Origin of the sequence: Streptomyces sp. SD31 (assembly GCF_052068475.1) — a bacterium.
Lineage (GTDB): Bacteria > Actinomycetota > Actinomycetes > Streptomycetales > Streptomycetaceae > Streptomyces.
On sequence record NZ_JBQHCX010000017.1, the window covers coordinates 175,748 to 200,358 of the forward strand.

A 24,611-nucleotide genomic window follows, 5' to 3' on the forward strand; every position below is an offset into this window, starting at 1 on the left:
CCCATCGGTCGGTCGGCCCGGAACCCGCCTGGACCGGCACTCGGGCGGAGCCCGGCACCCAGGCGGAACCCAGCCGTCAGGCCCGCTGTCCGAACAGCTCCCGCAGCACGTCCTCCATGGTCACGAGCCCCGCCAGTCGGCCGTCGCCGCCGAGCGCGGCCGCCAGATGTGTACGGCTGCCCCGCATCGCCGTGAGCACGTCGTCCAGCGGCGTGCTCTCCCGCACGCGCGCGATGGGCCGCATGTCCCGCACCTGGAACGGCAGGTCCCGCGGGGAGGCGTCCAGCGCGTCCTTCACATGCAGATAGCCCACGATGCGGCGGGCCTCGTCGACGACCGGGAACCGGGAGAAGCCCGACTCGGCCGACAGTCGCTCCAGCTCCGCCGGCGTGACGCCCACGCGCGCGTAGACGACACGTTCCAGCGGAAGCACCACGTCACGCACCGGCCGGCGGCCCAGTTCCAGAGCGTCGTGCAGCCGCTCCCGCGCGCGCTCGTCGATGAGGCCGGCCTCGCCGGAGTCCCGCACCAGGCGGGCCAGCTCGGCGTCCGAGAAGGTCGCGGTGACCTCGTCCTTGGTCTCGACGCGCAGCAGCTTCAGCAGTGTGTTGGCGAAGGCATTGATCGTGAAGATCACCGGCCGCAGCGCCCGGGACAGCGCGACCAGCGGCGGACCGAGCAGCAGGGCGCTGCGCACCGGCTCGGCCAGCGCGATGTTCTTCGGCACCATCTCACCGAGCAGCATGTGCAGATACGTGGCCAGCGCCAGCGCGATCACGAACGACACCGCGTGCCCGGCACTCTCCGGCACGCCCACGGCGTGGAACACCGGCTCCAGCAGGTGCTCGATCGCGGGTTCCGCGACCACACCGAGCACCAGCGTGCACAGCGTGATGCCGAGCTGCGCGGCCGCCATCAGGGCCGACACGTGCTGCAGACCCCACAGCACGCTCTTGGCGCGCCGGTCGCCCTGGTCGGCGTACGGCTCGATCTGCGAGCGGCGCACCGAGATCAGCGCGAACTCGGCGCCCACGAAGAAGGCGTTGACGACCAGCGTTGCGAAACCGATGAGCAGCTGTACGGCGGTCATCGCCCGCCCTCCTTCTCGTGGTCGGTCGCCTCGTCGTCGAGCGGCGCGTGCAGCAGCACCCGCGCGGCCCTGCGGCCCGCGGCGTCCACCACGTCGAGCCGCCAGCCGGCGACCTCGACAAGGTCACCGACCTCGGGAATGCGTCCGAGCTCGGTCGCGACCAGCCCGGCCAGCGTCTCGTAGGGCCCCTCGGGCGCCCTCAGCCCGACGCGCGCGAGCTGGTCCAGCCGCGCCGACCCGTCGGCCGAGTACAGGGCCCGGCCGTCGTCGTCGCTTCCGGCGTGGGCGAGGTCGGGCGTCTCGTGCGGGTCGTGCTCGTCGCGCACCTCGCCGACGACCTCCTCGACGATGTCCTCCAGCGTGGCCACGCCCGCCGTACCGCCGTACTCGTCGATGACCACGGCCATGGTGCGCTTGCCGGACAGCCGGTCGAGGAGCCGGTCGACGGTGAGCGTCTCGGGGACGAGGAGCGGCTCGCGCATCAGCTCGGCGACACAGACGCGGGCCCGGCTCTCGGCGGGCACCGTCAGGATGTCCTTGATGTGCGCGGTGCCCACGACCGCGTCGAGGGTGCCGCGGTAGACGGGGAACCGGGACAGCCCGGTCGCGCGCGTCGCGTTCGCCACGTCCTCGCAGGTCGCCTGGGCTTCCAGGGCGATGACCTGGACGCGGGGGGTCATGACGTTCTCCGCGGTCAGATCGGCCAGGTTCAGGGTCCGTACGAAGAGCTCGGCGGTGTCCGCCTCCAGGGCGCCCTCCCGGGCGGAGTGCCGGGCGAGGGCGGCGAGCTCCTGGGGGCCGCGCGCGGCGGCCAGCTCCTCGGTGGGTTCCACGCCGAAGCGGCGCACTATGCGGTTCGCCGTGTTGTTGAGGTGGGTGATGAAGGGGCGGAAGATCGCGCTGAACCAGCGCTGCGCGTTCCCGACCGTCTTCGCCACGGCCAGGGGCGAGGAGATCGCCCAGTTCTTGGGCACCAGCTCGCCGACCACCATCAGCACGATGGTCGACAGGGCCGTACCGATCACCAGCGCGATCGAACTCGCCGTCGAGCGGGAGATGCCGATCGACTCCAGCGGGCCCGCGAGCAGCGCGGCGATCGACGGTTCGGCGAGCATGCCGACGACCAGGTTGGTGACCGTGATGCCGAGCTGGGCGCCGGAGAGCTGGAACGTCAGATTCCGTACGGCCCTCAGGGCGCCGACAGCGCCCCGCTCGCCGCGCTCCGCGGCCTGTTCCAGCTCGCTGCGCTCGACCGTGGTCAGCGAGAACTCGGCCGCGACGAAGGCACCGCAGGCGAGCGACAGCAGGATCGCCACCAGCAGGAGGATCACTTCGGTCATCGGGTCACCTCCGTCCCATGGTCGGACAGGGTGGCGAGGATTGCGCGATGTCGGGTACTGGGAGGCTCGCCCATGGGCGGACGCTCACACCTTTCATTGGAGGACCGAAGTGACCCTCCAATAGTAAAGGATGGGCAAAGTGCTCCTGCCGGTGATCAGTGGGTGATCACCCGGCGATCAGTCCGTGAGCTGCTTCACCCACCGCCGCCACTGTTCCTGGGGCGTGTACCCAGCCGCGCGCCACGCATGGTGCGCCGTCTCGTTGCGCTGCAACACCATCGCGTCGCCGCGGCGTCCGCCGAGCCGTACGAACCTCTCGTCCGCTGCGGCCAGCAGTGCCGAGCCGATGCCCCGGCGGCGCCGCTCGGGGTGCACCGCCAGCCGGTACAGATGACAGCGCCAGCCGTCGAAGCCCGCGATCACCGTGCCGACCAGCTCGCCGTCGAGTTCCGCCAGGATCAGCGCCTCCGGGTCGCGGGCGACCAGTCGCTCCACGCCGTCCCGGTCGTCGCTGATGCTCGTACCCTCGGCGGCCGTCTTCCAGAAGGCCAGCACGGTGTCGAGGTCGTCGGCCGTCGCGGCCCGTATACGCAGATCAGTCATGCCGTGATCCCATCACGGGCGACGGAGCGGGACGCGGAATTCCACTATCCGGACGGCTACTTGCCGCGCAGCCGCTCGATCACCGGCGCGAACGCCTCCATGTACGGCTCCAGGACGGTCAGATACGAGAACCCGTACCGCTCCCGCTGGGCCAGCACCTGGTCGACGATCTGCTCCAAGGCCCCGACCAGGAGGATCGGCAGCTCCAGGACCTGCTCCAGGGTCAGTTCCGGAACACGGTCGAGGAGGGGCTGGACCACGCCCGCACGGTCCTGTGTGACGGCCACCATCTGCAGCAGCAGGTTCAGCTCCGCCGGGTCCTCCCGGCCCTCCGCGAACTTCCGGTAACGGGCCACCCGTTCGTCGAGCTGCTCGGCCGTGACGGGGAGGAGCCGACCGGTCGTGCTCTCCGGGTCCGGGTACGCGCCTCCGAACGCCGCGATGTCGGCGTGCTGGGCGGTCAGCCGCAGGACGCGGTCGCCGTTTCCGCCGATCAGCAGCGGTACGCGCGGCTTCTGTGCCGGCTGCGGTCGGTGTTCCTCCGCGCCGAGCAGCCGCTCCAGCTCCTCGACCGTGCGCCGCAGATGGTCGACGCGCTCGCGAGGAGTGCCGAAGGGCAGCCCCGCGGTGTCGTGCTCGGCCTGTACGTAGCCCGCACCGAGCCCCAGTTCGAGCCGCCCGCCCGTCAGGGCGTCGGTCGTCGCCACCTCCCGGGCGAGCAGGGCCGGGTTCCAGAAGCCCGCGTTGAGCACGAGCGTGCCCAGGCGCGGCCGCTCCGTCGCCTCGGCCGCCGCGACCAGGGCCGGGAACGGCGCGGGCATGCCCAGGTGGTCGGGCACCAGGATCACGTCGTAGCCGAGCTCCTCGGCCCGGCGGCACTTGGCCCGCCACTCGTCGGCCGGTGCGGGGGTCAGCAGGTTGACGCCGAAGCGGAACGGACGCGGGCTCACCGGGCGCGACATGAACTCTCCTCATCCTCAAGGGGCTTGAGCCCCAAGGGACTTGAGCACTTGCCGCGATTCCATCACTCGTGCGCGATGGCGGCCAGCACATTCATGCGTGATGCACGCAGCGCGGGCAGCAGCGCCGCCACGATGCCCACGACCGCCGAGCCGATCACCACCGCCACGATCGTGCCCCAGGGAATCGCCAGCGCCGTCGTGCCCTGCAGGGCCAGCACCTGCTGGGTGCACACGCCCCACACCAGCCCCAGCGCGAGGCCCAGGACCGCGCCGAACACGGCGATCACCACCGACTCCAGCCGGATCATTCGGCGCAGCTGCCGCCGTGCCAGCCCGATGGCCCTGAGCAGCCCGATCTCCCGGGTGCGCTCGACGACCGACAGCGCGAGGGTGTTGACGACGCCGAGCACCGCGATGATGATCGCGAGCCCGAGCAGGGCGTAGACGAGGTAGAGCAGCACGGCGATCTGGTCGTGCACCAGCTCCTTGTAGTCGGCGATGTCCCGGACCTGCACCTGGGGATACGGATCCAGCGCCTCCTCCAGGTTGCCGCGCAGGTCGTCCGCGCTCGTGCCGGAGGCGGCGTTGACGTACACGGCCGCGTCCTGCCCGCCCGGCGCGTACTCGTCCAGCGTGCCCAGGCCGAAGTAGATCCCGCCCTGCGCGCCGAACCCCTCGGCGGACTCCTGGTCGGTCAGGGCACCCACCGTCAGCTCGGCCCGGCGATCGCCCTGGAACTCGACGGGAAGGGTGCTGCCGACGCGTACGCCATGGTCCTCGGCGAAGTCCTTGTCCATGGCGAGGCGCCCGTCCGCGAGCGCGGTCGCGGAATCGCCCTGCGCGTAGGTGATGTTGGCGACCTCGTCGAGCTCGGGTTCGTAGCCCGCGGCGGTCGTCTTCACGCGGTCGCCGTCCGGCAGGCGCACGGCGATGGTGGTGAACTGCGAACGTACGACGAGCCCCACGCCCTCGGTGTCACGGATCTTGTCGGTGACCTCCCGTGGGAACGGCACGAAGTTGCTGTTCTGCACCACGAAGTCGGCGCCCAGCGTCTTGTCGATCTGCTGGTCGAAGGACTTGGTCATCGAGGCGCTCGCCACCGACATCCCGCCGACCAGCGCGAGGCCCACCATCAGGGCGGCGGCCGTGGCACCGGTGCGGCGCGGATTGCGCAGGGCGTTGCGCTGGCTCATCCGGCCGACCGGGCCGAACAGCGCCGGGAAGGCCCCGCCGAGGACCCTGATCACGGGCCGTACGAGCAGCGGTCCCGCGATCACGGTCGCGATGAGAGTCAGCAGGACACCGAGACCCAGCAGGGACGCCGCCGACGACGTCTCGGACGACACGGCACACCCCGCGAGTGCCGCCGCACCGGCCGCGCCGACCACCGAGCCCACCACCGCGCGCAGCCGCAGCGGCCGCCCGATGTCGGCGATCTCGGCGTCCGCGAGCGCCGCCATCGGCGAGACACCCGCCGCACGCCGGGCCGGGAGGTACGCCGCGACGAAGGTGACGCCCAGCCCGACGACGAACGCGACCACTGGCGTTCCCCAGCCGATGACCATCTCGGTCGTCCTGATGTTCATGCCCATCAGGCCCATCAGCTCGATGAGTCCTACGGCCAGTCCGATCCCGGCCGCGAGGCCCAGCGTCGAGCCGACCAGCCCGAGCAGCAGCGCCTCGGTGAGGACCGAGCGCCGCACCTGGCGCCGGTCCGCGCCGAGCGCCCGCAGCAGGCCCAGCTCACGGGTGCGCTGGGCGATCAGCATCGAGAACGTGTTGACGATCAGGAACACGCCCACCAGTACGGCGACCCCGGCGAAGCCGAGCATGACGTACTTGATGATGTCGAGGAATCCGCCCAGCTGCTCGACGTCCGACTCGGCCTGCTCGTCGGCGGTGCGCAGCTCGTAGGTGCCGGCGTCGGTGCCGAGTGCGGCGGCCACGCGCCGCTTGAGCTCCGGGTCGCTGACGCCCTCGGCCGCGTCGAGCGAGATGCTCGTGGCCGCCTCCGGGTCGCCCAGCAGTTTCGTCTGGGCGGTCGCGGGGTCGAAGAAGACCAGTGCGGCACCGGGGTTGGTGGTGGTGAAGGTGGCGATGCCGACGACCTCGACAGGGAAGGAGCCCTCCTGCCCGATGACCGTCAGGCGGTCGCCGATCCGCACGTCCTTGCTGTCGGCGGTGTCCGCGTCGATCAGCACCTGCGAGTCGCCCTCGGGGGCGTGGCCGGAGGTCAGCTCCACGGGGCTGCGCTCGGTCGGGTTCCAGGCGGTGCCGATCGTCGGGGCGCCCGTGGTCGGGCCCACCGACTCGCGGTCCTCGTCGGCGACGGTGAGGCCGTCCACGTCCACTTCCGCGCGGGCCGCCGCCACGCCCTGGACCCGCGCGAGCCGGTCGGCGAGCGAGGCAGGCAGGGTGAGGGTCTGCCCAGAGGGCACGGTCTCGTCGAGGGTCTCCTTCGGGGTGACGGTGACGTCGGCGGCGGTCGAGGCGAAGAGCCGGTCGAAGGTGCGGCTGACGGTGTCCGAGAAGATCAGGCTGCCCGCGACGAACGCCACGGACAGGATCACCGCCAGGGCGGAGAGCAGCAGCCGCCCCTTGTGGGCGAGGAAGCTGCGGAGCGTCGCACTGAGCACGGGGTCAGCGCTCCTCGGAAGCGGGCGACTCGGGCGACGCCGACGAGGGGCCGTCGGCCGGTATCGCCCCCGGTGCGGGGCCGCCGTCGTCGAACTGGCCGCGGATCACGTCAAAACGCTTCATGCGCTCGAGGACGGCCTCCGCCGTCGGTCGCTCCATCTCGTCCACGATCCGCCCGTCCCCCAGGAAGAGCACCAGGTCGGAATGGGCGGCGGCGCCCGGGTCGTGGGTGACCATGACGACGGTCTGCCCCAGTTGGTCGACGGCCTCCCGCAGGAAGCCGAGCACCTCCAGGCCGGCCCGCGAGTCGAGGTTGCCGGTCGGCTCGTCCGCGAAGATCAGCTCGGGCCGGGAGGCCAGGGCACGGGCGCAGGCGACGCGCTGCTGCTGACCGCCGGAGAGCTGCGCGGGCCGGTGCCCCAGGCGGTCGCGCAGGCCCAGCGTGTCGATGACCTGGTCCAGCCACTTCTCATCGGGCTTCTTGCCCGCGATGTCCATGGGCAGGGTGATGTTCTCGGCCGCGTTCAGGGTCGGGATGAGGTTGAACGACTGGAACATGAACCCGATCCGGTCCCGCCGCAGCCGGGTCAGCTCGCGCTCCTTCAGCCCGGTGATCTCGGTGTCGCCCAGCCACACCTGCCCCGCCGAGACGTTGTCGAGGCCCGCCAGACAGTGCATCAGCGTGGACTTCCCGGAACCCGAGGGCCCCATGACCGCCGTGAAGCGGCCGCGCGCGATGTCCACGTCCACCGCGTCGAGGGCCAGTACCGTCGTCTCGCCCGAGCCGTACGCCTTGGTCAGACCGCGGGCGCGGGCCGCGGTCCCGTCGGCCGGCGCAGGGCTCGGGGCGTGCTCCGCAGCTGCTGTGGACAAGGCCGCCTCCTCGCGGACGTCACGGACTCCTCGCCCAGCCGAGCCTAATGTGATCCACCGCACATCCGGTATCCGCCCGAGGTCCCGGTCGTTCTCCACCCCAGGTCGGGCCCCTGATTTCGATGTAAGGGGCACCTTCCGTCCCTGGGGTTGCCCCTTGCCGGTGCTAGCACTGGCGCGCTAGCTTCGAAGCATGGCGAAGACCCAGTTGAACGTGAGAGTCGACGAGGGCACGGCCCGCGCGGCACGCGAACGTGCCTTGGCCCGCGGGATGAGTGTCAACCGCTACATCGAGGACCTGGTCCGAAGGGACACCGGGGAGGTCGGTCATACGTTCGTGGACGCCGCCGCCGACTTCATGAAGCAGTACGAGTCCGTCTTCGCCGAGGAGTTCGGCGCGGAGCGCGAAGGTCGTCGCTGATCCCTTGAGCAATCTGAACGTCGACCTTGCCTGGCTGCTGATGCTCGCCGAGAAGAGGACACCGGGGGACCCGCAGATCACCGACTGGGGCGCACTCGTCGCCGCCGTCGCCCGCCACCAGGCGGAGATATTCGATGTCCCCGTCTACGACAGCCCGCAGGCACGTGCCGCGGCCCTGCTCCAACTGCTCATCCACGTCCCGGCCTTGGAGCGCTCCAACGCGCTGTTCGCCTCCGCGGTGGCCTACGCCTACCTGGTGGCCAGCGGCCTCAAGGTCGTCACCTCACCCGAGCAGGTGCGCGATCTGGCACGCCTGGTCAAGAGCGGTGAGGCCTCGGTCGAGGACATCGCGCGCCAACTGCGCCAATGGAGTCTGTGAAGCGGAGGCCGTGAAGCGGAGCCCGTGATCAGCCGGCCTGCTCCTCCGCCGGCCGCCAAGCCGTACCCAGCACGCAGTACGACGAGGGGAGCACCGGCCCCTTCTCCGGCATCATCACCCGTCGGTGGGGGCCGAGTTCGAACCCGGCCTCGCGCAGCGCCGCGACCGGGTCGCGCGAGACATGGCAGCCACCGCTCACCAACGGCCACACCGTCCGGTCCAGCGCGCGCTGCGTGAGGAGCATGGCCCGCCCGCCGCCCCGGCCGTGCTCGAAGAACCGCACCACACCGCCGGGCCGCAGCACCCGCCGTACCTCACCGAGCGCCCGCGGCACGTCCCGCACGCTGCACAGCACCAGCGAGAGCACCACCGCGTCGAAGGCCTCGCTCTTGACCGGCAGCGCCTCCGCCGCGCCCGGCACCACGTCCACGGGCACGCCGGCCCGCAGCGCGGACTCCACCGCCAACTTCCGCAGCAGCCGCTCCGGTTCGATGGCGACGACCTCCGAGACCGCACGCGGATAGTGGGCGAAGTTCAGACCGTTGCCCGCGCCGATCTCGATCACCCGGCCGGACAGCCCGGTCAGCAGCCGGTCGCGGACATCGCCCATGCCCATCCGTGTCTCGGCGTTGACGCTGATCCGGGCGTAGAAGCGGGCGAACAGCGGGTGGTGCACGGCATCCCGTGACACCTTGCCGGAACCGGCGGACCGAAGGGACCGTAGGGCCATGGGGACCTCCCGGGCGGGCGGGACGGGACTCACTCCCGATTCTCCCCCGTACGGGACCGGCGCACCCCCGCTGTCGCTGTGGCTTGTCGTACGGCTGTCGTCCGGGCAGGCCCGGCCTCAGCCGATGAAGTCCCTGACCTGCTCGTACACGCCGTGGTCGTTGTTCATGTCGGTGTGCGAAACGCACCCGACCTCGACGTTCGTCGCACCGCTGAGGATCGCGGTGGTGTCGGGGGTGAGCGCGTCGTCGCAGTTCGACCAGTAGCTGGCGTACGACACACTGCCCGGGGTCTCGTCACCGGAGTTCAGGGCGGCCAGGAACGAGCTGCCGGTGTTCATCTCCGCGCAGGAGGTGTACAGCCAGGCACACCATGAGGCGGTGGAGGTGCCGTGGTTCGTGCCGGCCGTCGAGACGAAGTCGTCGACGTACGACGTCCCGCCGAGGTTCTTGAGGTAGTAGCGGGAGCTGAGCGCGCCCATGGAGTGGACGACGAGGTCGACCTTCGAGGCACCGGTCCGGGCGAGCACGTTTCTGATCTCGGTCGCGAGCTGCTGGGCGGTGGTGGCGTTCGACTTGGCCCAGTCGTACGACACGGCGTGCAGCTCGGCCGAGGTGTAGCCGTCGGCCTTGAAGTAGCCGTTCCAGTCGTCCCAGCTGCTCGCCGAGCTGCTCAGACCGTGCACGAAGACGACGGGGTCGTGCGTGGCGGCGTGCGCGGGTGTGGGGGAGAGGGACAGTGACAGAAGGAGCGAAGAGGCCAAGGCCGTCAGAGCCGTGGCGATGCGACGCTTGTGGCGCTGCATGATGCCTCCTGAAACGTGTGGGGTTGTCAGGAGTGTCGAGCCGGGTCTACGCGCGCCGCATCGGCGAAATCGCCGGTCTTTACGGTTCAATTAACTCGCCAGTAACGTCATTTGTGTGGTGACTCCGGTGAACCCCCCGCCCCTCGACCGCACTTCGCCACCGCGCTTCACGGACCAGTGGCGACAGCCCGCCGCCGCCCTCCCCGAGGGCGTCCGCGTACGGGTGCTGCGTGCCGTGTACGGCGATGTGCGCGCCGCCGCCGAACTGGTCCCGCGCCTGACCGGCCGGCAGGCGGCGGGCATCGACCCGCTTCCGACGCAACCTGCGGAGCTGGCCCCGACCCTGCTGCGCGAACGCCGGGCGGAGACAAGGGCGTTGCCGGACGACACCCGCCTGCTGCTGCTGCTCGCCGCGGCCGACCAGTACCCGGTCCCCACCGACGCCTTCCTGCGCGCCGTCATGGCCGCCCGCCTCGACATCCGGCCCCTGGACGCCGCCGAGGCGGTCGGCCTCGCGCACGCCGGAGCGGGCGGGGTCGTGTTCCGCGACGCGTGGACACGGATCGCGGCGTACGAGACGGGTTCCCCGGCCGACCGCCGCGACGTGCACCGTCTGCTGGCCCGGGTGCTCAGCGGCGAAGGGGAGACGCCGTGGCGGTCCTGGCACCGGGGTGCGGGGGCGCTCGGCCCCAGCGGGCGGCTGGCGGCGGAACTCGGCGCCGCCGCGGGCAAGGCGGGTGACGCGGGCCGGCTGTCCTTGGCACGGGCTCTGGCGGAACGGGCGGCCGACCTGTGCCCCGACCCGTCCGAGCGGGCCCGCCTGGTCGCCCGGGCCGCCGCCTACGCCTGGCAGTCGGGCGACGGGGACCGGGCGCGCGGGTTGGCTGCCGCCGGCGCCGACGACGCGCTGACCGGGGTCCTCGCCCTTCGGGCGGGGAACGCGCCGGAGGCGTTCGACGCGTTGCTGACGGCGGTGACCTGCCCGCCCCCGGCGCGCACCGCTCCTCGACCCACGACGCCCTCCGTCGGCAAGGCTCCCGTATCTTCGGCCGCCGCTGCTGGCCCTGCTGCCCCGCGCTCTGTGCGGTCGCCGGCCGTTGACGCCTCCGCCTCCGCCTCCGCATCTGCCTCCGCCCCCGTCTCCGCCGCGTCAGCCACAGCCCTCGCCCCCACCCCCGACCACCCCGCCGCCCACCTCCTCGCCCGAGCCACCGAAGCCGCCATCTACACCGGAGACATTCGCCGCCTGCGCGAGGCCGCCCGCGTGGCCGATCGGCTCGGCGTCGCGCCGCCCGGCACGCTGAGCGGGCTCGTGGCCGCCGTCGACGGGCGGTACGAGGACGCGCGTGACCTGCTGAAGGGGGCCGCCGGGCAGTGCGAGCCGGGAAGTGACCCCACGGTCCTCATCCACGCCGGGATCGCCGAGCTGCTCCTCGGCGACCACACCCGCGCGGCCACCGCGACCGTCCGCGCGGCGGCCTCCGCCCGGACGCGGGGCACTCCGGTGGCCGTGCCGCAGGCGATGGAGTTCCGTGCGTACGCCGATTTCTGGACCGGGCGCCCCAGAGCCGGCGCGGCCACTGCGACGGACGCGCTGTGGCAGGCCCACGCCACAGGGCAGGACAACGGCGCCTGCCATCTGCAGGCCGCCCTCGCCATGTTCGCCGCGCTCACCGGAGACGCCGACGTCTGCCGCGAACGGGCCGCGACCGCACGGTCGTACGCCCTCGCCCGCGGCCTGGGCCTGCCCGCCGCCCTCGCCCAGTGGGCGCTCGCCTTCCTCGACCTGAGCACCGGCGACTTCGCGGCCGCGGCCGCCCGACTGCGTGCCCTCGCCGGATTCGGCCCGGGCCACGGCCACCGGGCCGTCCGCCACCTGGCCACCCCGCACTACGTCGAGGCCGCCGTCCGCACCGGCGACACCCGTGTCGCCCGTGTCGCGCACGCCGACTACCACCGCTGGGCGAGCACCGTGCGCAGCCCTGACGACCTGGCCCTCAGCGCCCGCTGCCGCGCCCTGCTCGCACCCGGCGAGGAAGCGGTGGACCACTACCGCACGGCACTCGACCTGCACTCCCACGGCACCCGCGACTTCGAACGCGCCCGCACGGAGCTGCTGTTCGGCAGTGCCCTGCGCCGACTGCGCCACCGTACGGAGGCGCGCGACCGCCTGCACAGCGCCCTGGAGGCGTTCGACTCCTTCGGCGCCCCGCACTGCGCGGACCAGGCCCGCACCGAACTCCGCGCCCTGGGCACCCCGGCCGGCGTCGCGCGGCCCGGCCCCAACGCGCCGGCCGGCCGCCTGACGGCCCAACAGCTGCTGGTCGCCCGTATGGCCGCCGAGGGCGCCACCAACCGGGAGATCGCCGCTCGCCTGGCCCTGAGCCCGCGCACGATCGACCACCACCTGCGCGGCGTCTTCACCCGCCTGGGAATCCGCTCGCGCATCGAACTGGTACGGATCGTCGCGGAGAGGGACGAGAGCGACGAGAGCGAGGCCGGCTAGGCCTCGGTGAAGGCGCGGGCGAAACCTGCGAGGTTCCTGGGGCAGGCCCAGATCTCCCGTGTCATCCGGCGTTCGAACCAGGTGTCCGACTCGTCGTCGGGACAGAGCTCGTCGTCGGGCCGGCGCTCGTCATCGGTCAGGGCCGCCTCACCGGCGGCTTCCCGCTCCGGGTGGGCCAGCATTTCCAGGACGTACCGAAAGTTGTCCAGCTCGTCATCGGCCTCGATGTCGTCACACGGATGCTCGTCATGGGCGCAGGGAGTCTGCCCGAGCGCCTGCTCGATTGCACCCATCGCCTTCAGCACATGCGCCTCGGCCTCCGCGTCCGGGTAGGCGTAGATCACGTAGGGGCCTATGAGCACCAGCCCGAGGGTCCACAGCGCCGTGTCCGGCCCGGCCGCCGCCACGCTCGCCTCAAGGCTCCTCGCGCACTCCACTACTCTCGCAGGCGCATCGCCCAGGTAGTAGCCGTGCCGGATCTCGTCCCACTCGCCGATCAGGACGTCCCACTCGGCGACCGCGTCTGCATTGACCATGATCAGAGGATGGCACGAGGGTCTGACATCGTGGCCGGCGTCCTCGTGGGCATGCCTCAGGGCGCTTCCCGTACCCGGAATCCGTCCGCGTCCCACGTGCCGAACAATCGCGGCGCCAGCCAAGCCGGTGCCGCGCCACGGAAGTCGGCGGGCGCGAGCGCCCCCGCACCTGCCGGCACGGCACCCAACAGCGGCGCCCCCGCCACTTCCGGCAGATCCGCGACATTGCAACGCGACGCCAGATCCGGTGCCTCGGGCCAGCTGCCGATCACCACGCCGAGCAGGTCCAGCCGCCGACCGCGCAGTTCACGCGCCGTCAGCTCCGTCGTGTTCAGCGTGCCCAGGCCCGCCGACGCGACGACCAGGACCGGCGCCGCCATCAGCTCGGCCGCGTCCGCCAGCGTGCCGCCCGCCTCGTCGAAACGGACGAGCAGCCCGCCCGCCCCCTCCACCAGCACCAGGTCGTGCTCGGCGGCCAGCTTGGCGGCGGCCTCGGCGATCTCGTGCGGCCGGACCGGCGGGCGGCCGGCGCGGCGCGCGGCCGTCGCCGGCGCCAACGGCTCGGGATACCGGGCGACTTCCGCGATCGTCACGGCACCGGCGAGTCGCGCGACCTCCTCGGCGTCGCCGCGCTCGTCCGGCCGTACGCCCGTCTGCGCGGCCTTCAGTACCGCCACCGACCGGCCCGCCGCCACGGCGGCCGCGGCGACCGCGGCCGTCGTGACCGTCTTGCCGACCTCCGTGCCCGTTCCCGTGATCACCAGTACCGGCATCTCAGCCCTCCCGCGCCGCCGCGCACACCGCGCGGGCGATCAGTGCCACGTCCGCGTCACCCGTGACGTACGGCGGCATCGTGTAGACGAGGTCGCGGAACGGCCGCAGCCACACGCCCTCACGTACGGCGGCGGCGGTCGCCGCCTGCATGTCCACGTCGTGATCGAGTTGTACGACCCCGATGGCGCCGAGGACTCGGACATCCTTCACGCCCGGAATGTCCGACGCGTCGGCCAGCCCTTCCCGCAGCCCCGCCTCGATCCGTTTGACCTCGGCCAACCAGTCCTGGCCGAGCAGCAGCTCGATCGAGGCGCAGGCGACCGCGGCCGCCAGCGGGTTGCCCATGAAGGTCGGGCCGTGGGCCAGCACCGGAACCTCGCCCCGCGAGATCCCGTCGGCCACCCGCGCCGTGCACAAGGTGGCGGCCATCGTCATGTAGCCGCCGGTCAGCGCCTTGCCCACGCACATCACATCCGGCGTCACCGCCGCGTGCTCCGCCGCGAACAGCGCGCCCGTGCGCCCGAACCCGGTCGCGATCTCGTCGAACACCAGCAGTACGTCGTGCGCGTCGCACGCCTCCCGCAGCACCCGCAGATACGTGGGGGAGTGGAACCGCATCCCGCCCGCGCCCTGCACCACCGGCTCGACGATCACCGCGGCCAGTTCGTCGGCGTGCCGCGCGATCAGCGACCGCAGATGGTCGGCGTACGACTCCTCGTACTCTGTCGGCGGCGGGTCCGCGAACACCTGGCGCTGGAGCACGCCGGTCCACAGCTCGTGCATCCCGCCCTCGGGGTCGCACACCGACATCGGCTGCCAGGTGTCCCCGTGGTAGCCGCCGCGCCAGGTCAGCAGCCGCTGCTTGCCGGGGCGGCCCAGCGAACGCCAGTACTGCAGGCACATCTTGACCGCGACCTCGACCGACACCGACCCGGAGTCGGCGAGGAAGACATGCTCCAGGCCGTCGGGCGACATGTCGACAAGGAGCTTCGCCAGGCGTACGGCGGGCTCGTGCGTGAGCCCGCCGAACATGACGTGGCTCATGCGCGACAGCTGCTCGCGCGCGGCCTCGTTGAGCACCGGGTGGTTGTAGCCGTGGATCGCCGACCACCAGGACGACATGCCGTCGACCAGCTCGCCCGAGCCGTCCGCCAACTTCAGCCGCACCCCGCCGGCCGACTCCACGACCAGCGGCTCGATGCGGCCGGGCATGGGGCCGTACGGGTGCCAGACGTGCCGCCGGTCGAGCTCCAGCAGCTCGGGCACGGTCAGGTCGGGCATGGGGTGCGGGTCAGGCATTGGGCGCGAGGTCCGTTCCGGCGCCCCGACGGCGTACGGCGACCAGGTCGGTGCGCGGCTCGGTGGAGACCGGCGCGGCAGCGGCCGTACCGCACACACCGCCACCCTCGTGCGACCCGCACCCGGCACCGTCGTGCCCACCGCACCCGGCGCTCTCCTGGGACCCGCAGCCCGCGCTCTCGTGCGAGCCGCAGCCGCCCCCGGCCGTCACCCGGTGCTCCGGCAGCGTCACCTCGTCGGCGCCCTCCACCTCGAAGCCGGCGTCCGCGATCATCTCCAGGTCGGCCTTGCCCGCCTGGCCCTCGCTGGTGAGGTAGTCGCCGAGGAAGATGGAGTTGGCCAGGTGCAGGGCGAGCGGCTGCATGGAGCGCAGATGCACCTCACGGCCGCCCGCGATGCGCACCTCGACGTCCGGGCACACGAACCGCACCATCGCCAGGATCCGCAGACAGCGCTGCGGGGTGAGGTTCCACTCCTTGGCCAGCGGGGTGCCCTCGAACGGGATCAGGAAGTTGACCGGCACCGAGTCCGGGTCCAGCTCACGCAGGGAGTAGACGACGTCGACCAGGTCCTCGTCGCTCTCGCCCATGCCCGCGATGAGGCCGGAGCAGGCGGACAGACCGGCCGCGTGCGCCTTCTGCACGGTGTCGACACGGTCGGCGTAGGTGTGCGTGGTCGTGATGTCCCCGTACGTGGACTCCGAGGTGTTGAGGTTGTGGTTGTACGCATCCGCGCCCGCCTCGCGCAGCCGCTCCGCCTGGCCGTCGGAGAGCAGACCGAGACAGGCGCACACCTCGACGCCCTCGTTCTGGTCCTTGATCGCCTTGATGGTGTCGGAGACCCGGTCCACATCACGGTCGGTCGGGCCGCGCCCGGACGCCACCAGACAGACCCGCTTGGCGCCACCCGCCAAACCGGCGGCAGCGGCCTGCGAGGCCTCGTCCGGCTTGAGCCAGGTGTACTTCAGGATGCCGGCGGTGGAGCCGAGCCGCTGGGAACAGTAGGAGCAGTCCTCCGGGCACAGGCCCGACTTGAGGTTGACGAGATAGTTGAGTTTCACCCGTCGGCCGAACCACTGCCGGCGTACCTTGCCGGCCGCGGCCACCACATCGAGCAGGTCGTCGTCGGAAGTGGCGAGGACGGCCAAGGCTTCCTCGCGGGTCGGCAGCTCGCGCCGAAGCCCCTTGTCCACCAGCGTGTTCAGCAGGTCCATGGGAGCTGATCCTGACGTACGGAGGGGCTCCGAGCCAAGGAGACTTCGGACAACCCTGTCACTTCGATGTGTGGGTATTGCCACACCGTGCGCCGTCGGTCGTGCGACTAGTGTCTGTGCACTGCCTACAAAAGCCCGGAGGAGCCATGGCGTTCGGCTGGATCGACGAGCAGGCGGAGCTGCGCCGCCGCGCCGGACTCGTACGGAGCCTGCGCCCCCGCCCCGCCGACTCGCCGCTCCTCGACCTCGCGAGCAACGACTACCTGGGCCTGGCCCACCATCCCGAGGTCACCGAGGGCGCGGCGCGGGCCGCCCGGACATGGGGCGGCGGTGCGACCGGATCCCGGCTCGTCACCGGCACGACGGAGCTGCACACCGAGCTGGAGCGCGAGCTGGCCGACTTCTGCGGCTTCGAGGCGGCGCTGGTCTTCTCGTCCGGCTACGCGGCCAACCTCGCCGCGGTCACGGCGTTGGCGCCACACGGCTCGTTCATCGTCTCCGACGCGGGGAACCACGCCTCGCTGATCGACGGCTGCCGACTGGCGCGCGGGACCACACAGGTCGTCGCGCACGCCGAACCGGACGCCGTGCGCAAGGCGCTGCAGACGCACGACGGGCCCGCCGTCGTCGTGTCCGACACCGTCTTCTCGGTCGACGGCGACGCCGCCCCGCTGGGCGGGCTCGCCGAGGTGAGCCGGGAACACGGTGCCGGGCTGGTCGTCGACGACGCCCACGGCCTCGGCGTGCTCGGCGACGGCGGCCGCGGCGCCCCGCACGCGGCGGGACTCGCGGGCGCCGATGACGTCGTCGTGACGGTCACGCTGTCCAAGTCGCTCGGCAGCCAGGGCGGAGCCGTCCTCGGCCCGGCCCGGGTGATCGACCACCTGGTCAACGCGGCCCGGACGTTCATCTTCGACACGGGCCTCGCCCCCGCCGCGGCCGGCTCGGCCCTGGCGGCACTGAGACTGCTGCGCCGCGAGCCCGAGCGTGCGGCGCGAGCCCGCACGGTCGCGAACGAACTGCACACCCGGCTGACAGCCGCGGGCATGGAAGCCGTACGTCCGGACGCCGCCGTGGTCTCCGTGCGCGCGCCGTCCCCCGAAGAGGCCGTGCGGTGGGCGGCCGAGTGCCGGGCGGCAGGCCTCGCCGTGGGCTGCTTCCGTCCTCCTTCCGTCCCCGACGGCATCTCACGGCTGAGGCTGACCGCCCGCGCGGACCTCTCCGAGGGGCAGATCGAACGCGCTGTACGGGTCATCGGCGAGACACGACCATGAGTCGGCGTGACACGGCCCTGCCGCCGCACCTGGCGTAACTGATCAGAGTTGGTCAGAACTGATCGGAATGGTCAAGGGTGAATGGTCAGGACTGGAACGCGGTCGTGAAGCCCGCCCAGCTCTCGGGGGAGAAGAGCAGCGCGGGTCCGGCCGGGTCCTTGGAGTCGCGCACGGCGAGCAGTCCGGTCCAGGGACCGGAGTGCGGCCGTGCCGTCTCGACACAGTTGTTCGCTCCCGTGCTGTAGCTGCTGCGCAGCCATCGCACGCCTTGCAGGTCGGTGGTGGAAGGGACGTTCCGAGGCAGTGCGGTCATGGTGCCTCCTTACGCGCCGCCGCCTATCGCGGCGATGCAATCCAGCGATTCCTCGGGCGAAAGGGCGTGGATCCGAAGGGCGTTGAAGGCCTCCGTGTAGGCCTGGAGGTCTTCTTTCCGTTCGAGGTAGAGGCTACTCGTCAAGTGGTCGAGAACAACCACATCCAGATCAGAAGTGCGCGAAAATGAGAAGATAACGAAAGGCCCGGTGATGCCGATGTGCTCCCCGGCCGCGAACGGCAGGACCTGCAGCCGGACTTGGGGCAGTCGCGCCGCCTCCATCAGCCGCCTCAGCTGCCGCGCCATCACCGCCGGCCCGCCGATCTCCCGGCGCAACACCGCCTCGTCGAGCACCGCGCTCAGTTGCAACGGCGGATCGCCGTGCAACACGTCCTGCCTGGCCAGACGGACCGCGACCAGCGCGTCGAGCCGTTCGTCGTCGGCGTCGTCCAACCCGCCCACTGCGGCCCGCGTCACCGCCCGGGCGTACTCCGGCGTCTGAAGCAGCCCGGGCACCACGGACGTCTCCAGCGTGCGCATCGCGCTCGCCTGGGACTCCAGGCTGATGAAGTCCCGGTACGTCGGCGGCAGCACTCCGCGGTACGCGTGCCACCAGTGATGCCGCCCGCCACCCTCGTCCGATCCCGCCAACACCAGCAGCAACTCCCGCAGTTGGGAGTCCTGTACGCCGTAGGCGTCGAGCAGTAACCGCACATCGGCCGGTTTCACCCCGCTGGCGCCGGTCTCGATCCGGCTCACCTTGGACTGGTGCCAGCCCACCAGCCGGGCCGCCTCACCACTGGTGAGCCCGGCCCCGGTGCGCAACGCACGCAGTTCCGCGCCCAGTTTCCGGCGGCGCACCGCGGGACCGTGCTGCATGGGCAACTCCTTACTCCAACCGAGCCGCCCAAATACGCTCTGCCGTCGCAGAGTTCACCGCTTCGAGCGACAGATATATGCATATCTTGGTGGATCGGCACCCTGACGGCCCTGGTAATGGCAGTCTGGCGACGAAGCACCAGTCCGGGACCGTACTCGAACCATCCGCTCCGTGTCGGACTGCGGTCCCGTTGGGAAAGGGACGACGTCGCCATGGCAGATCACCTGGAAGCATCCGTCACTCTGCCGAGCGATCCAGCCTCGGTCTCCGCGGCCCGGGCCTATGTGGTCACCACCCTCGCGGAGTGGGGACTGCCACCGGACACGGAAACGGCCGACACCATCCGGCTGATCGTCTCCGAACTCACCACCAACGCCGTACAGCACACCCTCGGACAGTCACCCACCTTCACGGTGGACCTCGAACTCGACCGTGACGAACACCTGCGCATCGGCGTCACCGACAGCCACCCGCGCTTCCCCAAGCGGCTGCCGGCCGCCGTCCAGCAGGACAACGGCCGTGGCCTGGTCATCATCCGCTGGCTGACCGCGGAGTGCGGCGGCAAGCTGAGAGTGCGGCCCACCCGCGAGGGCGGCAAGACCGTCTCCATCGAACTGCCGTGGACGGCGGCCGCGGAGCCGGTGCCGGTCGTGGGACAGCAAGAGCCGTAACCCTCACGGCTGCTGCGACTGCCCGGCCCGTCCGAACGTGCCGCGCAGCAGCGCCCGGAAGGCGTCCGCGGCGGGAGCCGCCTCGTCACTGCGGAACGCGACCGAGATCGTACGGCGCAGCTCGCCGCCCTCCAGCGCCCGCACCCCGACCGGCGTGACCGACGTGCGCGCCACCATCTCCGGTACGACCGCGACCCCGAGCCCCGCGCTGGCCAGCGCGCACACCAGGAGGTACCCCGGCGTCGGGACCAGGACCGAGGGCGTGGCCCCGGCCCGGGCCAGCACCGCCTCGACGCCCCGCCGGGCCGGAGCGTCCGGCGCCATGCTGATCAGCGGCTGCCCCGCGAGCTCGGTCAGCGGCAGCCGTGCGGCCCCGCTGGTGAGGGCGTGGCCCGGAGCGGACACCAGGACCAGCTCCTCGACGAGGATCGGCTCGGCGCCGACGGAGGACGGGAGCGGGACCGGGTCGCCGGGTGCGTAGGCGTGCGTCAGCGCCAGATCGACCTCGCCGGCCGCGACGGCGGCGACACCGGCCGACGGCTCGTAGTCGGCGACCGTCAGCTCCACCTCCGGATGCGCCCGGCGGAACGCGCTGAGGGCCGGCGGCAGCAGATGGATGCCCGCGGTCTGGAAGGTGCCGAGCCGGAGGGTGCCGCCCGTCAGGCCGGTCAGCCGGGCCAGTTCGTGCCGGGCCCGGTCGAGTTCGTCGAGCACCCGCCGCGCCCGGGCCACCAGCAACTCGCCCGCACCGGTCAGCCGCGCCCCGCGGTGGTGCCGCACCAGAAGGGCGGTACCCGCCTCGCGCTCCAGCTTGGCCAGCTGCTGGGAGAGCGCGGGCGTGGTGTAGCCCAGGCGCTCGGCGGCCCGGGTGATCGAACCCGCCTCGGCGACCGCCACCAAGGCGGCGAGGCGGGTCGGGTCGTACATGGTTGGGTCCCTTTCGAGCGCGGTGCCGACGGGTGACTGCCTGAGGATGTCTGCCTAAGGCTGTCTGCCTAAGGATGCCTGCCTAAAGCATTGCTTAAGGCATACCCAGAATATTCGAAATACCTGCTGAAGGCTCCCGCACGGCAGGCTGGCCGCATGGACGCTCAGCTCATCGCCTTCACCGGGGTCTCCGCCGGCCTGGTCGCCATGCCCGGGGCCGACTTCACCGTCGTCGTACGCAACGCCCTCGTCTCCCGCCGGGCCGGCATCGCCTGTGCGCTCGGGATCGGGGCCGGGCTGCTGGTCCATGTGACGCTGGCGGTGGTGGGAGTCGCCGCGGTCCTGGCCGCCGTACCGGCGCTGTTGCGCGCGCTCCAGGTGGTGGGCGGCGTCTATGTGCTCTATCTGGGCGTCCAGGCGCTGCGGCAGCGGCACCCGCAAGGGGAGGGCGCGCAGGAGGATTCCACCGCGCGACCGCTGCGGCAGGGCTTCGTCACCAACGCCCTCAATCCGAAGGCGTCGCTCACGTTCCTCAGCGTGCTGCCGCAGTTCGTGCCGGCGGGCGCCCCGGCGCTGCCCCGGACGCTGCTGCTCGCGCTGATCGTGCTCGCGATCGCGCTCGTCTGGTTCCAGGTCGTCGCCCTGCTGGTGGACCGGCTCGGCAGGTGGCTGCGCCGACCTCGCGTCGCCCGGGCGGTCACGACCGTCACCGGCGCCGCGCTGACGGCCTTCGGCGTGGCACTCCTCGCAGGGCCCCTGGTGGCCGTCTGACGCCCTTTCCGGCGACTGGCCCTCCATCCGGTGCCCGGGGGCGGTGACAGCGCGTCAGGCTGCCGTCACCGCCCCCGGGAAGGTCACTTGACCCGGCCGTACCAAACGCTCCTGGTCCAGATCTTCTGCAGCCGCACGACGTCCCCGCTCTTGGGGGAGTGCCAGATCTTTCCCTTCCCGGCGTAGATGCCGACGTGGTAGACGTTCGACCCCGAGTGGAAGAACACCAGGTCTCCGGCCTTGCGGTTGCCGGCGGAGATGTGGCGGGTCTTGTTGTACTGCTGGGCCGCCGTACGGGGCAGCTTCTTGCCGGCCTTCTTGTACGAGTACAGCGTGAGCCCGGAGCAGTCGAACCTGTGCGGACCTGTGGCGCCCCACTTGTACGGGGAGCCCTTTTTGGAGGCCGCGATCTGAAGTGCCTTGGTCGCCGGCGTGGCGGCTTCGGCCTCCGAGGCGAAGCCGGGCGCCACGATCGAGCCGCCCACTGCGGCGATGGTGAGAGCCGAGGCCGTACCGGCTCGGGCCATGAGCGACGGGACACGATTGAGCGCAGTCATGCGCAACCCTTCGTCAGCCGCCTGTGAAGGATGACCTGTCGGATTCGGGCTGGCGAAGTTGCCCGGCCGCGTTGCCGCGGCTTCACCCCAAGGGTTGCTCGGATCGAACGAACGTCCGCTCCGGCGACCCGTCTTGCTCGGGTCCTCCACTCCTGCCGATCCACTCCTGTCGACCGGTCATCCGGGCGGCGGCAGGACTCGGCGTCCGCCCGGACCGCCCCGCCGCTGTGGCGGGGGCTTGTCGTCAGACAGGGATCTTGACGCACGGATGAACGAAAAACCCAACGGAACCGGGGATTTGTGGCGTTACTCACCACTCGCCCGTTCGGGTGGACACCCCCGTGTTCGACCGGGTGTCCAGGTACTCGACGAGCCCCGGACCAGCGATGGAGCGTCCCATTCCGCTTTGGGGTCATGCCTGTTGCGCAACCTGAAGGGCGCGTAAAAGGGCAGGTTGCTACGCCGAAAGTGGGTAAGCCTTTTGGTTCGTTTCGACGTCCATCCGGACGCCTCGCTCGTGGGCCGAGGCGTCCGGAATCGTTCTGTACGAGTCGTCAACTGTCGGAGCGCGGCAACACCCTGACGCGGGCCGTGCGGCGTTCCCCGTCCAGCACGCGCAGCGCACGCGCCAGCGTGGGGGAGTGCAGCTCGGTCTCGCCCCGCTGGTGCATCAGCGCCAGCGCGTCCCGCAGCTCGGTCGCCTTGCCGACGAGCGCCTGGGCGGCGCGCAGTCCGCGGTAGGTGTCTCCGTGCCGCGTCGGGTTGATCCGGCCGAGCAGGTCCACCACATCGAGATAACGGTCGATCAACTCCCCCTCCGCACGCGTCAGTGCGGGCAGCGGCGGCAACTCGGGTGGAAGCACCGGTCGATCACCGCCCCGTGGGCGGGGCGAGGGTGGCCTTGCGGCTGGGGATGATCCGGTCCACCAGGCCGTACTCCACGGCGCCCTGCGCGTCCAGGATCTTGTCCCGCTCGATGTCGGCGCTGACCTGCTCGTGGCTGCGCCCGGTGTGCCGGACGAGCAGTTCCTCGAGGCGGGTCCGAATGCGCGTCAGCTCGTCGGCCTGGATGGCGAGATCGCTCGCCTGGCCCTCGACCGGCTCGGGCAGCGCCGGCTGGTGGATCACCATGCGGGCACCCGGCAGCGCGAACCGCTTCCCCGGCGTGCCCCCGGCCAGCAGCACCGCGGCGGCGGAACCGGCCTGGCCCAGGCAGATCGTCTCCACGTCGCAGGTGACGTACTGCATCGTGTCGTAGATCGCCGTCATGGCGCTGAACGAGCCGCCGGGCGAGTTGATGTACAGCGAGATGTCCCGGTCGGGTTCCTTGTGCTCCAGATACATGAACTGCGCCATCACGTCGTTCGCCGAGGTCTCGTCGACCTGTGTGCCGAGGAAGACGATCCGCTCCTCCAGCAGCTTCGAGTACGGGTCCTGCGTCTTGGTGCCGGAACTCGTGCGTTCGGTGAACTCGGGCAGGACATAGCGGGCGGTCGGTCGGGTCATGGCTCACGCTCCCTTGGCGGGGTGCCTGTAAAAAATGTACAGGACGTACATGACGTAATGTGGGGAGCATGGCCTACGAGATTCCGGTGACGCAAGCCAGGGCTGAGCTCGCCGACCTCATCAACCGCGTGGTGTACGGCGGTGAACGCGTCGTCGTGACGCGGCACGGAAAGCCCCTCGTCGCCCTTGTCTCCGCTGCTGACCTGGAGCGACTCGACGCCCTCGACGCCCTCGACGGCCCCGTCGAGGAGCAGGTGATCAGCGCGGTCTCCGGCGTCCGCGAGGTGGGTTCCGCCCCCCGCGAACGGCACCGCTTCGGTATCGCGGCGGAGCACCGGGGGACCGCCCCCTCGTAGACGCCCCGTCGCGGGTGCCGCGCGAAGAAACGACGAGACCGTGCACCCCCGTCCGCTACGGCGGGGGTGCACGGTCGGTTCCGTGTGACCGGCGGGCTCGGTCAGCCGACGGGAGCGAGTTCCCTCTCCGCTGCGGGCTCAGCGGTCTTCGTACGGGACTTCAGCGCACTGCCGAGCAGTACGGCGCCCAGGCCCAGCGCCGCCCACCAGGTGAGTGTCAGGGCGGGGCCGGTGGCTGCCGCGCCGTCGAAGAAGGACACCGAGCGCAGCAGGGTCGTGCCCGCGCCCGGGGGCAGCCACTGGCCGATCGCGCCGGCCGGCTCGGGCAGCAACTGCGGTGCCGAGGGTGCCCCGGAGAAGGGGTTGCCCAGCAGCATCACGACTCCCGCCGAGATCCCGACGCCGGCAGTGCCGATGAGGGCGGCGAGCCCCGCGACGGCAGCGCTCACGGCCAGCGTCGACAGGGCGAAGACCCCGGCCTCCGTCCACCAGTTGCCGGTGAGGACCTCGAGCCAGCTGTGCGCGAGCGCGGCCGCGGTCACCCCGATCAGGGCCGCGGCGCCGACCAGGGCGCTCACGGCGCGCACTCCGCGCAGCCCGAGCAGGGTCACCGCCGCGCCGGCCGCGATGCCGGCCAGGGCGAGGGGCAGGACGCTCGCGTTGAGGGCCGCCCCGCGCGGATCCGTCTCGGGTGCGGGCACCACGTCGACCGTCCTGATTCCGGTGCCCTGGGCGGCGGCCTGCTGGGCCACCGCCTGCTGCAGCAACTGGGCCACCATCGGGCTCGCCGCAGACGCGGTCAGCAGCTCCGGGCCCTGCGGGGTGACGACGACCGCGCCGTATACGGTCCGGTCCTCGATGGCGTCCCGGGCGGCGGCCCCGTCGGCGTAGCGGTGGATCTCGAAGGCGCCCTCGTGCGAGGCCAGCTGCTTCTCCACCTGGGCGGTGGCGGCCGTCGGTCCGACCACGCCGAGCGGCAGGTCCCGAGGAGCCGTGCGGGCGGCCGGCCAGGCGAAGGCCCACAGGGCGAGGGCGGCCAAGGCGGGAACGAGGAAGACGACCGCGATCAGGCGGCGGGTGGACATGGGGACTCCCTGAGGTGCGAGCTCGGGTAAAAAGAAGGATCGTTCGTTTTGCTTGTGTCATCACCGTCCTGCGGACGCGGCTCCTTGTCAAGAAGGAATGTTCG

Annotated in this window: 26 protein-coding genes and 1 riboswitch; of the genes, 7 read left to right on the top strand and 19 right to left on the bottom strand. The window is 71.6% G+C overall.

Translation table 11 applies throughout. The features are described 5' to 3' along the window. Nucleotides 1-76: 76 nt before the first annotated feature. The 6 genes from ACTMVF_RS32165 to ACTMVF_RS32190 all read right to left on the bottom strand — a co-directional run bounded on the left by ACTMVF_RS32165 (nt 77) and on the right by ACTMVF_RS32190 (nt 7,505). On the bottom strand, nt 77-1,090 hold the full coding sequence (locus ACTMVF_RS32165; RefSeq protein ID WP_441274599.1) for a hemolysin family protein: 1,014 nt from the start codon (nt 1,088-1,090) through the stop codon (nt 77-79). Then, nucleotides 1,087-2,430: a hemolysin family protein gene (locus ACTMVF_RS32170; RefSeq protein WP_441274600.1), complete on the bottom strand. Its 1,344-nt coding sequence runs from the start codon at nt 2,428-2,430 to the stop codon at nt 1,087-1,089. The genes ACTMVF_RS32165 and ACTMVF_RS32170 overlap by 4 nt, the downstream gene beginning before the upstream one ends. A gap of 177 nt (nt 2,431-2,607) precedes the next feature. Then, nucleotides 2,608-3,033 carry a GNAT family N-acetyltransferase gene (locus ACTMVF_RS32175; protein ID WP_441274601.1) on the bottom strand — a complete coding sequence of 142 codons (426 nt, stop codon included), beginning with the start codon at nt 3,031-3,033 and terminating at the stop codon, nt 2,608-2,610. Nucleotides 3,034-3,089: 56 nt separating this feature from the next. Then, nucleotides 3,090-3,995: an LLM class F420-dependent oxidoreductase gene (locus ACTMVF_RS32180; protein WP_441274602.1), complete on the bottom strand. Its 906-nt coding sequence runs from the start codon at nt 3,993-3,995 to the stop codon at nt 3,090-3,092. A gap of 62 nt (nt 3,996-4,057) precedes the next feature. Next, a complete protein-coding gene (locus ACTMVF_RS32185; RefSeq protein WP_441274603.1) occupies nt 4,058-6,631 on the bottom strand; it encodes an ABC transporter permease in 2,574 nt (857 codons plus the stop codon). Between the two features lie 4 nt (nt 6,632-6,635). Then, nucleotides 6,636-7,505: an ABC transporter ATP-binding protein gene (locus tag ACTMVF_RS32190; RefSeq protein ID WP_441274604.1), complete on the bottom strand. Its 870-nt coding sequence runs from the start codon at nt 7,503-7,505 to the stop codon at nt 6,636-6,638. Nucleotides 7,506-7,698: 193 nt separating this feature from the next. On the opposite strand from ACTMVF_RS32190, the gene ACTMVF_RS32195 reads away from it, so the two are divergent. Further along, the gene (locus ACTMVF_RS32195; RefSeq protein WP_441274605.1) at nt 7,699-7,926 is read left to right on the top strand and encodes an antitoxin; all 228 of its coding nucleotides are present in this window, start codon (nt 7,699-7,701) and stop codon (nt 7,924-7,926) included. Between the two features lie 4 nt (nt 7,927-7,930). Then, nucleotides 7,931-8,305 carry a fic family toxin-antitoxin system, toxin component gene (locus ACTMVF_RS32200; RefSeq protein ID WP_441274606.1) on the top strand — a complete coding sequence of 125 codons (375 nt, stop codon included), beginning with the start codon at nt 7,931-7,933 and terminating at the stop codon, nt 8,303-8,305. 28 nt (nt 8,306-8,333) lie between these two features. Here ACTMVF_RS32200 and ACTMVF_RS32205 read toward each other — a convergent pair whose 3' ends face one another. Both ACTMVF_RS32205 and ACTMVF_RS32210 read right to left on the bottom strand, forming a co-directional pair. After that, nucleotides 8,334-9,035: a class I SAM-dependent methyltransferase gene (locus ACTMVF_RS32205; RefSeq protein ID WP_441274607.1), complete on the bottom strand. Its 702-nt coding sequence runs from the start codon at nt 9,033-9,035 to the stop codon at nt 8,334-8,336. A gap of 117 nt (nt 9,036-9,152) precedes the next feature. Beyond that, the gene (locus ACTMVF_RS32210; protein WP_441274608.1) at nt 9,153-9,839 is read right to left on the bottom strand and encodes an esterase/lipase family protein; all 687 of its coding nucleotides are present in this window, start codon (nt 9,837-9,839) and stop codon (nt 9,153-9,155) included. Nucleotides 9,840-9,957: 118 nt separating this feature from the next. On the opposite strand from ACTMVF_RS32210, the gene ACTMVF_RS32215 reads away from it, so the two are divergent. Continuing rightward, nucleotides 9,958-12,345: a LuxR C-terminal-related transcriptional regulator gene (locus ACTMVF_RS32215; RefSeq protein WP_441274671.1), complete on the top strand. Its 2,388-nt coding sequence runs from the start codon at nt 9,958-9,960 to the stop codon at nt 12,343-12,345. On the opposite strand, the gene ACTMVF_RS32220 is transcribed toward ACTMVF_RS32215, so the two are convergent. The 4 genes from ACTMVF_RS32220 to bioB are packed head-to-tail and all read right to left on the bottom strand — an operon-like array spanning nt 12,342 to nt 16,167. Then, nucleotides 12,342-12,881: a hypothetical protein gene (locus tag ACTMVF_RS32220; RefSeq protein WP_441274609.1), complete on the bottom strand. Its 540-nt coding sequence runs from the start codon at nt 12,879-12,881 to the stop codon at nt 12,342-12,344. The two genes, ACTMVF_RS32215 and ACTMVF_RS32220, sit on opposite strands and share 4 nt — an antisense overlap. 56 nt (nt 12,882-12,937) lie before the next feature. Continuing rightward, nucleotides 12,938-13,654, bottom strand: coding sequence for a dethiobiotin synthase (gene bioD / locus ACTMVF_RS32225; RefSeq protein WP_441274610.1), 717 nt, complete (start codon nt 13,652-13,654; stop codon nt 12,938-12,940). 1 nt (nt 13,655) lies between these two features. Continuing rightward, nucleotides 13,656-14,936, bottom strand: a complete 1,281-nt coding sequence (locus ACTMVF_RS32230) for an adenosylmethionine--8-amino-7-oxononanoate transaminase (RefSeq protein WP_441274611.1) — start codon at nt 14,934-14,936, stop codon at nt 13,656-13,658. Nucleotides 14,937-14,946: 10 nt separating this feature from the next. Continuing rightward, a complete protein-coding gene (gene bioB / locus ACTMVF_RS32235; RefSeq protein ID WP_441274612.1) occupies nt 14,947-16,167 on the bottom strand; it encodes a biotin synthase BioB in 1,221 nt (406 codons plus the stop codon). Nucleotides 16,168-16,313: 146 nt separating this feature from the next. Here bioB and ACTMVF_RS32240 point away from each other — a divergent pair, with 146 nt between their 5' ends. Next, the gene (locus tag ACTMVF_RS32240) at nt 16,314-17,441 is read left to right on the top strand and encodes an 8-amino-7-oxononanoate synthase (RefSeq protein ID WP_441274613.1); all 1,128 of its coding nucleotides are present in this window, start codon (nt 16,314-16,316) and stop codon (nt 17,439-17,441) included. 85 nt (nt 17,442-17,526) lie between these two features. On the opposite strand, the gene ACTMVF_RS32245 is transcribed toward ACTMVF_RS32240, so the two are convergent. Both ACTMVF_RS32245 and ACTMVF_RS32250 read right to left on the bottom strand, forming a co-directional pair. Further along, nucleotides 17,527-17,754 (bottom strand): DUF397 domain-containing protein, encoded by a 228-nt coding sequence (locus ACTMVF_RS32245; RefSeq protein WP_441274614.1) that lies wholly within the window; start codon nt 17,752-17,754, stop codon nt 17,527-17,529. A 9-nt stretch (nt 17,755-17,763) separates the two neighbouring features. Continuing rightward, nucleotides 17,764-18,633 (bottom strand): helix-turn-helix domain-containing protein, encoded by an 870-nt coding sequence (locus ACTMVF_RS32250; protein ID WP_441274615.1) that lies wholly within the window; start codon nt 18,631-18,633, stop codon nt 17,764-17,766. Between the two features lie 213 nt (nt 18,634-18,846). Here ACTMVF_RS32250 and ACTMVF_RS32255 point away from each other — a divergent pair, with 213 nt between their 5' ends. Further along, the gene (locus tag ACTMVF_RS32255; RefSeq protein ID WP_441274616.1) at nt 18,847-19,305 is read left to right on the top strand and encodes an ATP-binding protein; all 459 of its coding nucleotides are present in this window, start codon (nt 18,847-18,849) and stop codon (nt 19,303-19,305) included. Nucleotides 19,306-19,308: 3 nt separating this feature from the next. Here ACTMVF_RS32255 and ACTMVF_RS32260 read toward each other — a convergent pair whose 3' ends face one another. Then, nucleotides 19,309-20,232, bottom strand: a complete 924-nt coding sequence (locus ACTMVF_RS32260; RefSeq protein ID WP_441274617.1) for a LysR family transcriptional regulator — start codon at nt 20,230-20,232, stop codon at nt 19,309-19,311. 156 nt (nt 20,233-20,388) lie between these two features. On the opposite strand from ACTMVF_RS32260, the gene ACTMVF_RS32265 reads away from it, so the two are divergent. Continuing rightward, on the top strand, nt 20,389-21,003 hold the full coding sequence (locus ACTMVF_RS32265) for a LysE family translocator (RefSeq protein WP_441274618.1): 615 nt from the start codon (nt 20,389-20,391) through the stop codon (nt 21,001-21,003). A gap of 83 nt (nt 21,004-21,086) precedes the next feature. Here ACTMVF_RS32265 and ACTMVF_RS32270 read toward each other — a convergent pair whose 3' ends face one another. The 3 genes from ACTMVF_RS32270 to ACTMVF_RS32280 form a co-directional block, all read right to left on the bottom strand. After that, on the bottom strand, nt 21,087-21,560 hold the full coding sequence (locus tag ACTMVF_RS32270; protein WP_302002591.1) for a C40 family peptidase: 474 nt from the start codon (nt 21,558-21,560) through the stop codon (nt 21,087-21,089). A 3-nt stretch (nt 21,561-21,563) separates the two neighbouring features. Then, nucleotides 21,564-21,696: riboswitch (cyclic di-AMP (ydaO/yuaA leader) on the bottom strand. A 418-nt stretch (nt 21,697-22,114) separates the two neighbouring features. Beyond that, complete coding sequence (locus ACTMVF_RS32275; RefSeq protein ID WP_441274619.1) at nt 22,115-22,423, bottom strand: hypothetical protein; 309 nt, start codon at nt 22,421-22,423, stop codon at nt 22,115-22,117. 7 nt (nt 22,424-22,430) lie between these two features. After that, nucleotides 22,431-23,066 carry an ATP-dependent Clp protease proteolytic subunit gene (locus ACTMVF_RS32280; RefSeq protein ID WP_441274620.1) on the bottom strand — a complete coding sequence of 212 codons (636 nt, stop codon included), beginning with the start codon at nt 23,064-23,066 and terminating at the stop codon, nt 22,431-22,433. A gap of 68 nt (nt 23,067-23,134) precedes the next feature. On the opposite strand from ACTMVF_RS32280, the gene ACTMVF_RS32285 reads away from it, so the two are divergent. Beyond that, nucleotides 23,135-23,422, top strand: a complete 288-nt coding sequence (locus ACTMVF_RS32285; RefSeq protein WP_441274621.1) for a type II toxin-antitoxin system Phd/YefM family antitoxin — start codon at nt 23,135-23,137, stop codon at nt 23,420-23,422. Nucleotides 23,423-23,523: 101 nt separating this feature from the next. Here ACTMVF_RS32285 and ACTMVF_RS32290 read toward each other — a convergent pair whose 3' ends face one another. Continuing rightward, complete coding sequence (locus ACTMVF_RS32290) at nt 23,524-24,507, bottom strand: ABC transporter permease (RefSeq protein ID WP_441274622.1); 984 nt, start codon at nt 24,505-24,507, stop codon at nt 23,524-23,526. Nucleotides 24,508-24,611: the final 104 nt, after the last annotated feature.

What these genes read in the sequence shown, in the direction of transcription:
- ACTMVF_RS32165 (WP_441274599.1), bottom strand. Translation starts at nt 1,090, where the DNA reads ATGACCGCCGTACAGCTGCTCATCGGTTTCGCAACGCTGGTCGTCAAC.
- ACTMVF_RS32170 (WP_441274600.1), bottom strand. Translation starts at nt 2,430, where the DNA reads ATGACCGAAGTGATCCTCCTGCTGGTGGCGATCCTGCTGTCGCTCGCC.
- ACTMVF_RS32175 (WP_441274601.1), bottom strand. Translation starts at nt 3,033, where the DNA reads ATGACTGATCTGCGTATACGGGCCGCGACGGCCGACGACCTCGACACC.
- ACTMVF_RS32180 (WP_441274602.1), bottom strand. Translation starts at nt 3,995, where the DNA reads ATGTCGCGCCCGGTGAGCCCGCGTCCGTTCCGCTTCGGCGTCAACCTG.
- ACTMVF_RS32195 (WP_441274605.1), top strand. Translation starts at nt 7,699, where the DNA reads ATGGCGAAGACCCAGTTGAACGTGAGAGTCGACGAGGGCACGGCCCGC.
- ACTMVF_RS32205 (WP_441274607.1), bottom strand. Translation starts at nt 9,035, where the DNA reads ATGGCCCTACGGTCCCTTCGGTCCGCCGGTTCCGGCAAGGTGTCACGG.
- ACTMVF_RS32210 (WP_441274608.1), bottom strand. Translation starts at nt 9,839, where the DNA reads ATGCAGCGCCACAAGCGTCGCATCGCCACGGCTCTGACGGCCTTGGCC.
- ACTMVF_RS32220 (WP_441274609.1), bottom strand. Translation starts at nt 12,881, where the DNA reads ATGGTCAATGCAGACGCGGTCGCCGAGTGGGACGTCCTGATCGGCGAG.
- bioD (WP_441274610.1), bottom strand. Translation starts at nt 13,654, where the DNA reads ATGCCGGTACTGGTGATCACGGGAACGGGCACGGAGGTCGGCAAGACG.
- ACTMVF_RS32230 (WP_441274611.1), bottom strand. Translation starts at nt 14,936, where the DNA reads ATGCCCGACCTGACCGTGCCCGAGCTGCTGGAGCTCGACCGGCGGCAC.
- bioB (WP_441274612.1), bottom strand. Translation starts at nt 16,167, where the DNA reads ATGGACCTGCTGAACACGCTGGTGGACAAGGGGCTTCGGCGCGAGCTG.
- ACTMVF_RS32240 (WP_441274613.1), top strand. Translation starts at nt 16,314, where the DNA reads ATGGCGTTCGGCTGGATCGACGAGCAGGCGGAGCTGCGCCGCCGCGCC.
- ACTMVF_RS32245 (WP_441274614.1), bottom strand. Translation starts at nt 17,754, where the DNA reads ATGACCGCACTGCCTCGGAACGTCCCTTCCACCACCGACCTGCAAGGC.
- ACTMVF_RS32250 (WP_441274615.1), bottom strand. Translation starts at nt 18,633, where the DNA reads ATGCAGCACGGTCCCGCGGTGCGCCGCCGGAAACTGGGCGCGGAACTG.
- ACTMVF_RS32255 (WP_441274616.1), top strand. Translation starts at nt 18,847, where the DNA reads ATGGCAGATCACCTGGAAGCATCCGTCACTCTGCCGAGCGATCCAGCC.
- ACTMVF_RS32260 (WP_441274617.1), bottom strand. Translation starts at nt 20,232, where the DNA reads ATGTACGACCCGACCCGCCTCGCCGCCTTGGTGGCGGTCGCCGAGGCG.
- ACTMVF_RS32265 (WP_441274618.1), top strand. Translation starts at nt 20,389, where the DNA reads ATGGACGCTCAGCTCATCGCCTTCACCGGGGTCTCCGCCGGCCTGGTC.
- ACTMVF_RS32270 (WP_302002591.1), bottom strand. Translation starts at nt 21,560, where the DNA reads ATGACTGCGCTCAATCGTGTCCCGTCGCTCATGGCCCGAGCCGGTACG.
- ACTMVF_RS32280 (WP_441274620.1), bottom strand. Translation starts at nt 23,066, where the DNA reads ATGACCCGACCGACCGCCCGCTATGTCCTGCCCGAGTTCACCGAACGC.
- ACTMVF_RS32285 (WP_441274621.1), top strand. Translation starts at nt 23,135, where the DNA reads ATGGCCTACGAGATTCCGGTGACGCAAGCCAGGGCTGAGCTCGCCGAC.
- ACTMVF_RS32290 (WP_441274622.1), bottom strand. Translation starts at nt 24,507, where the DNA reads ATGTCCACCCGCCGCCTGATCGCGGTCGTCTTCCTCGTTCCCGCCTTG.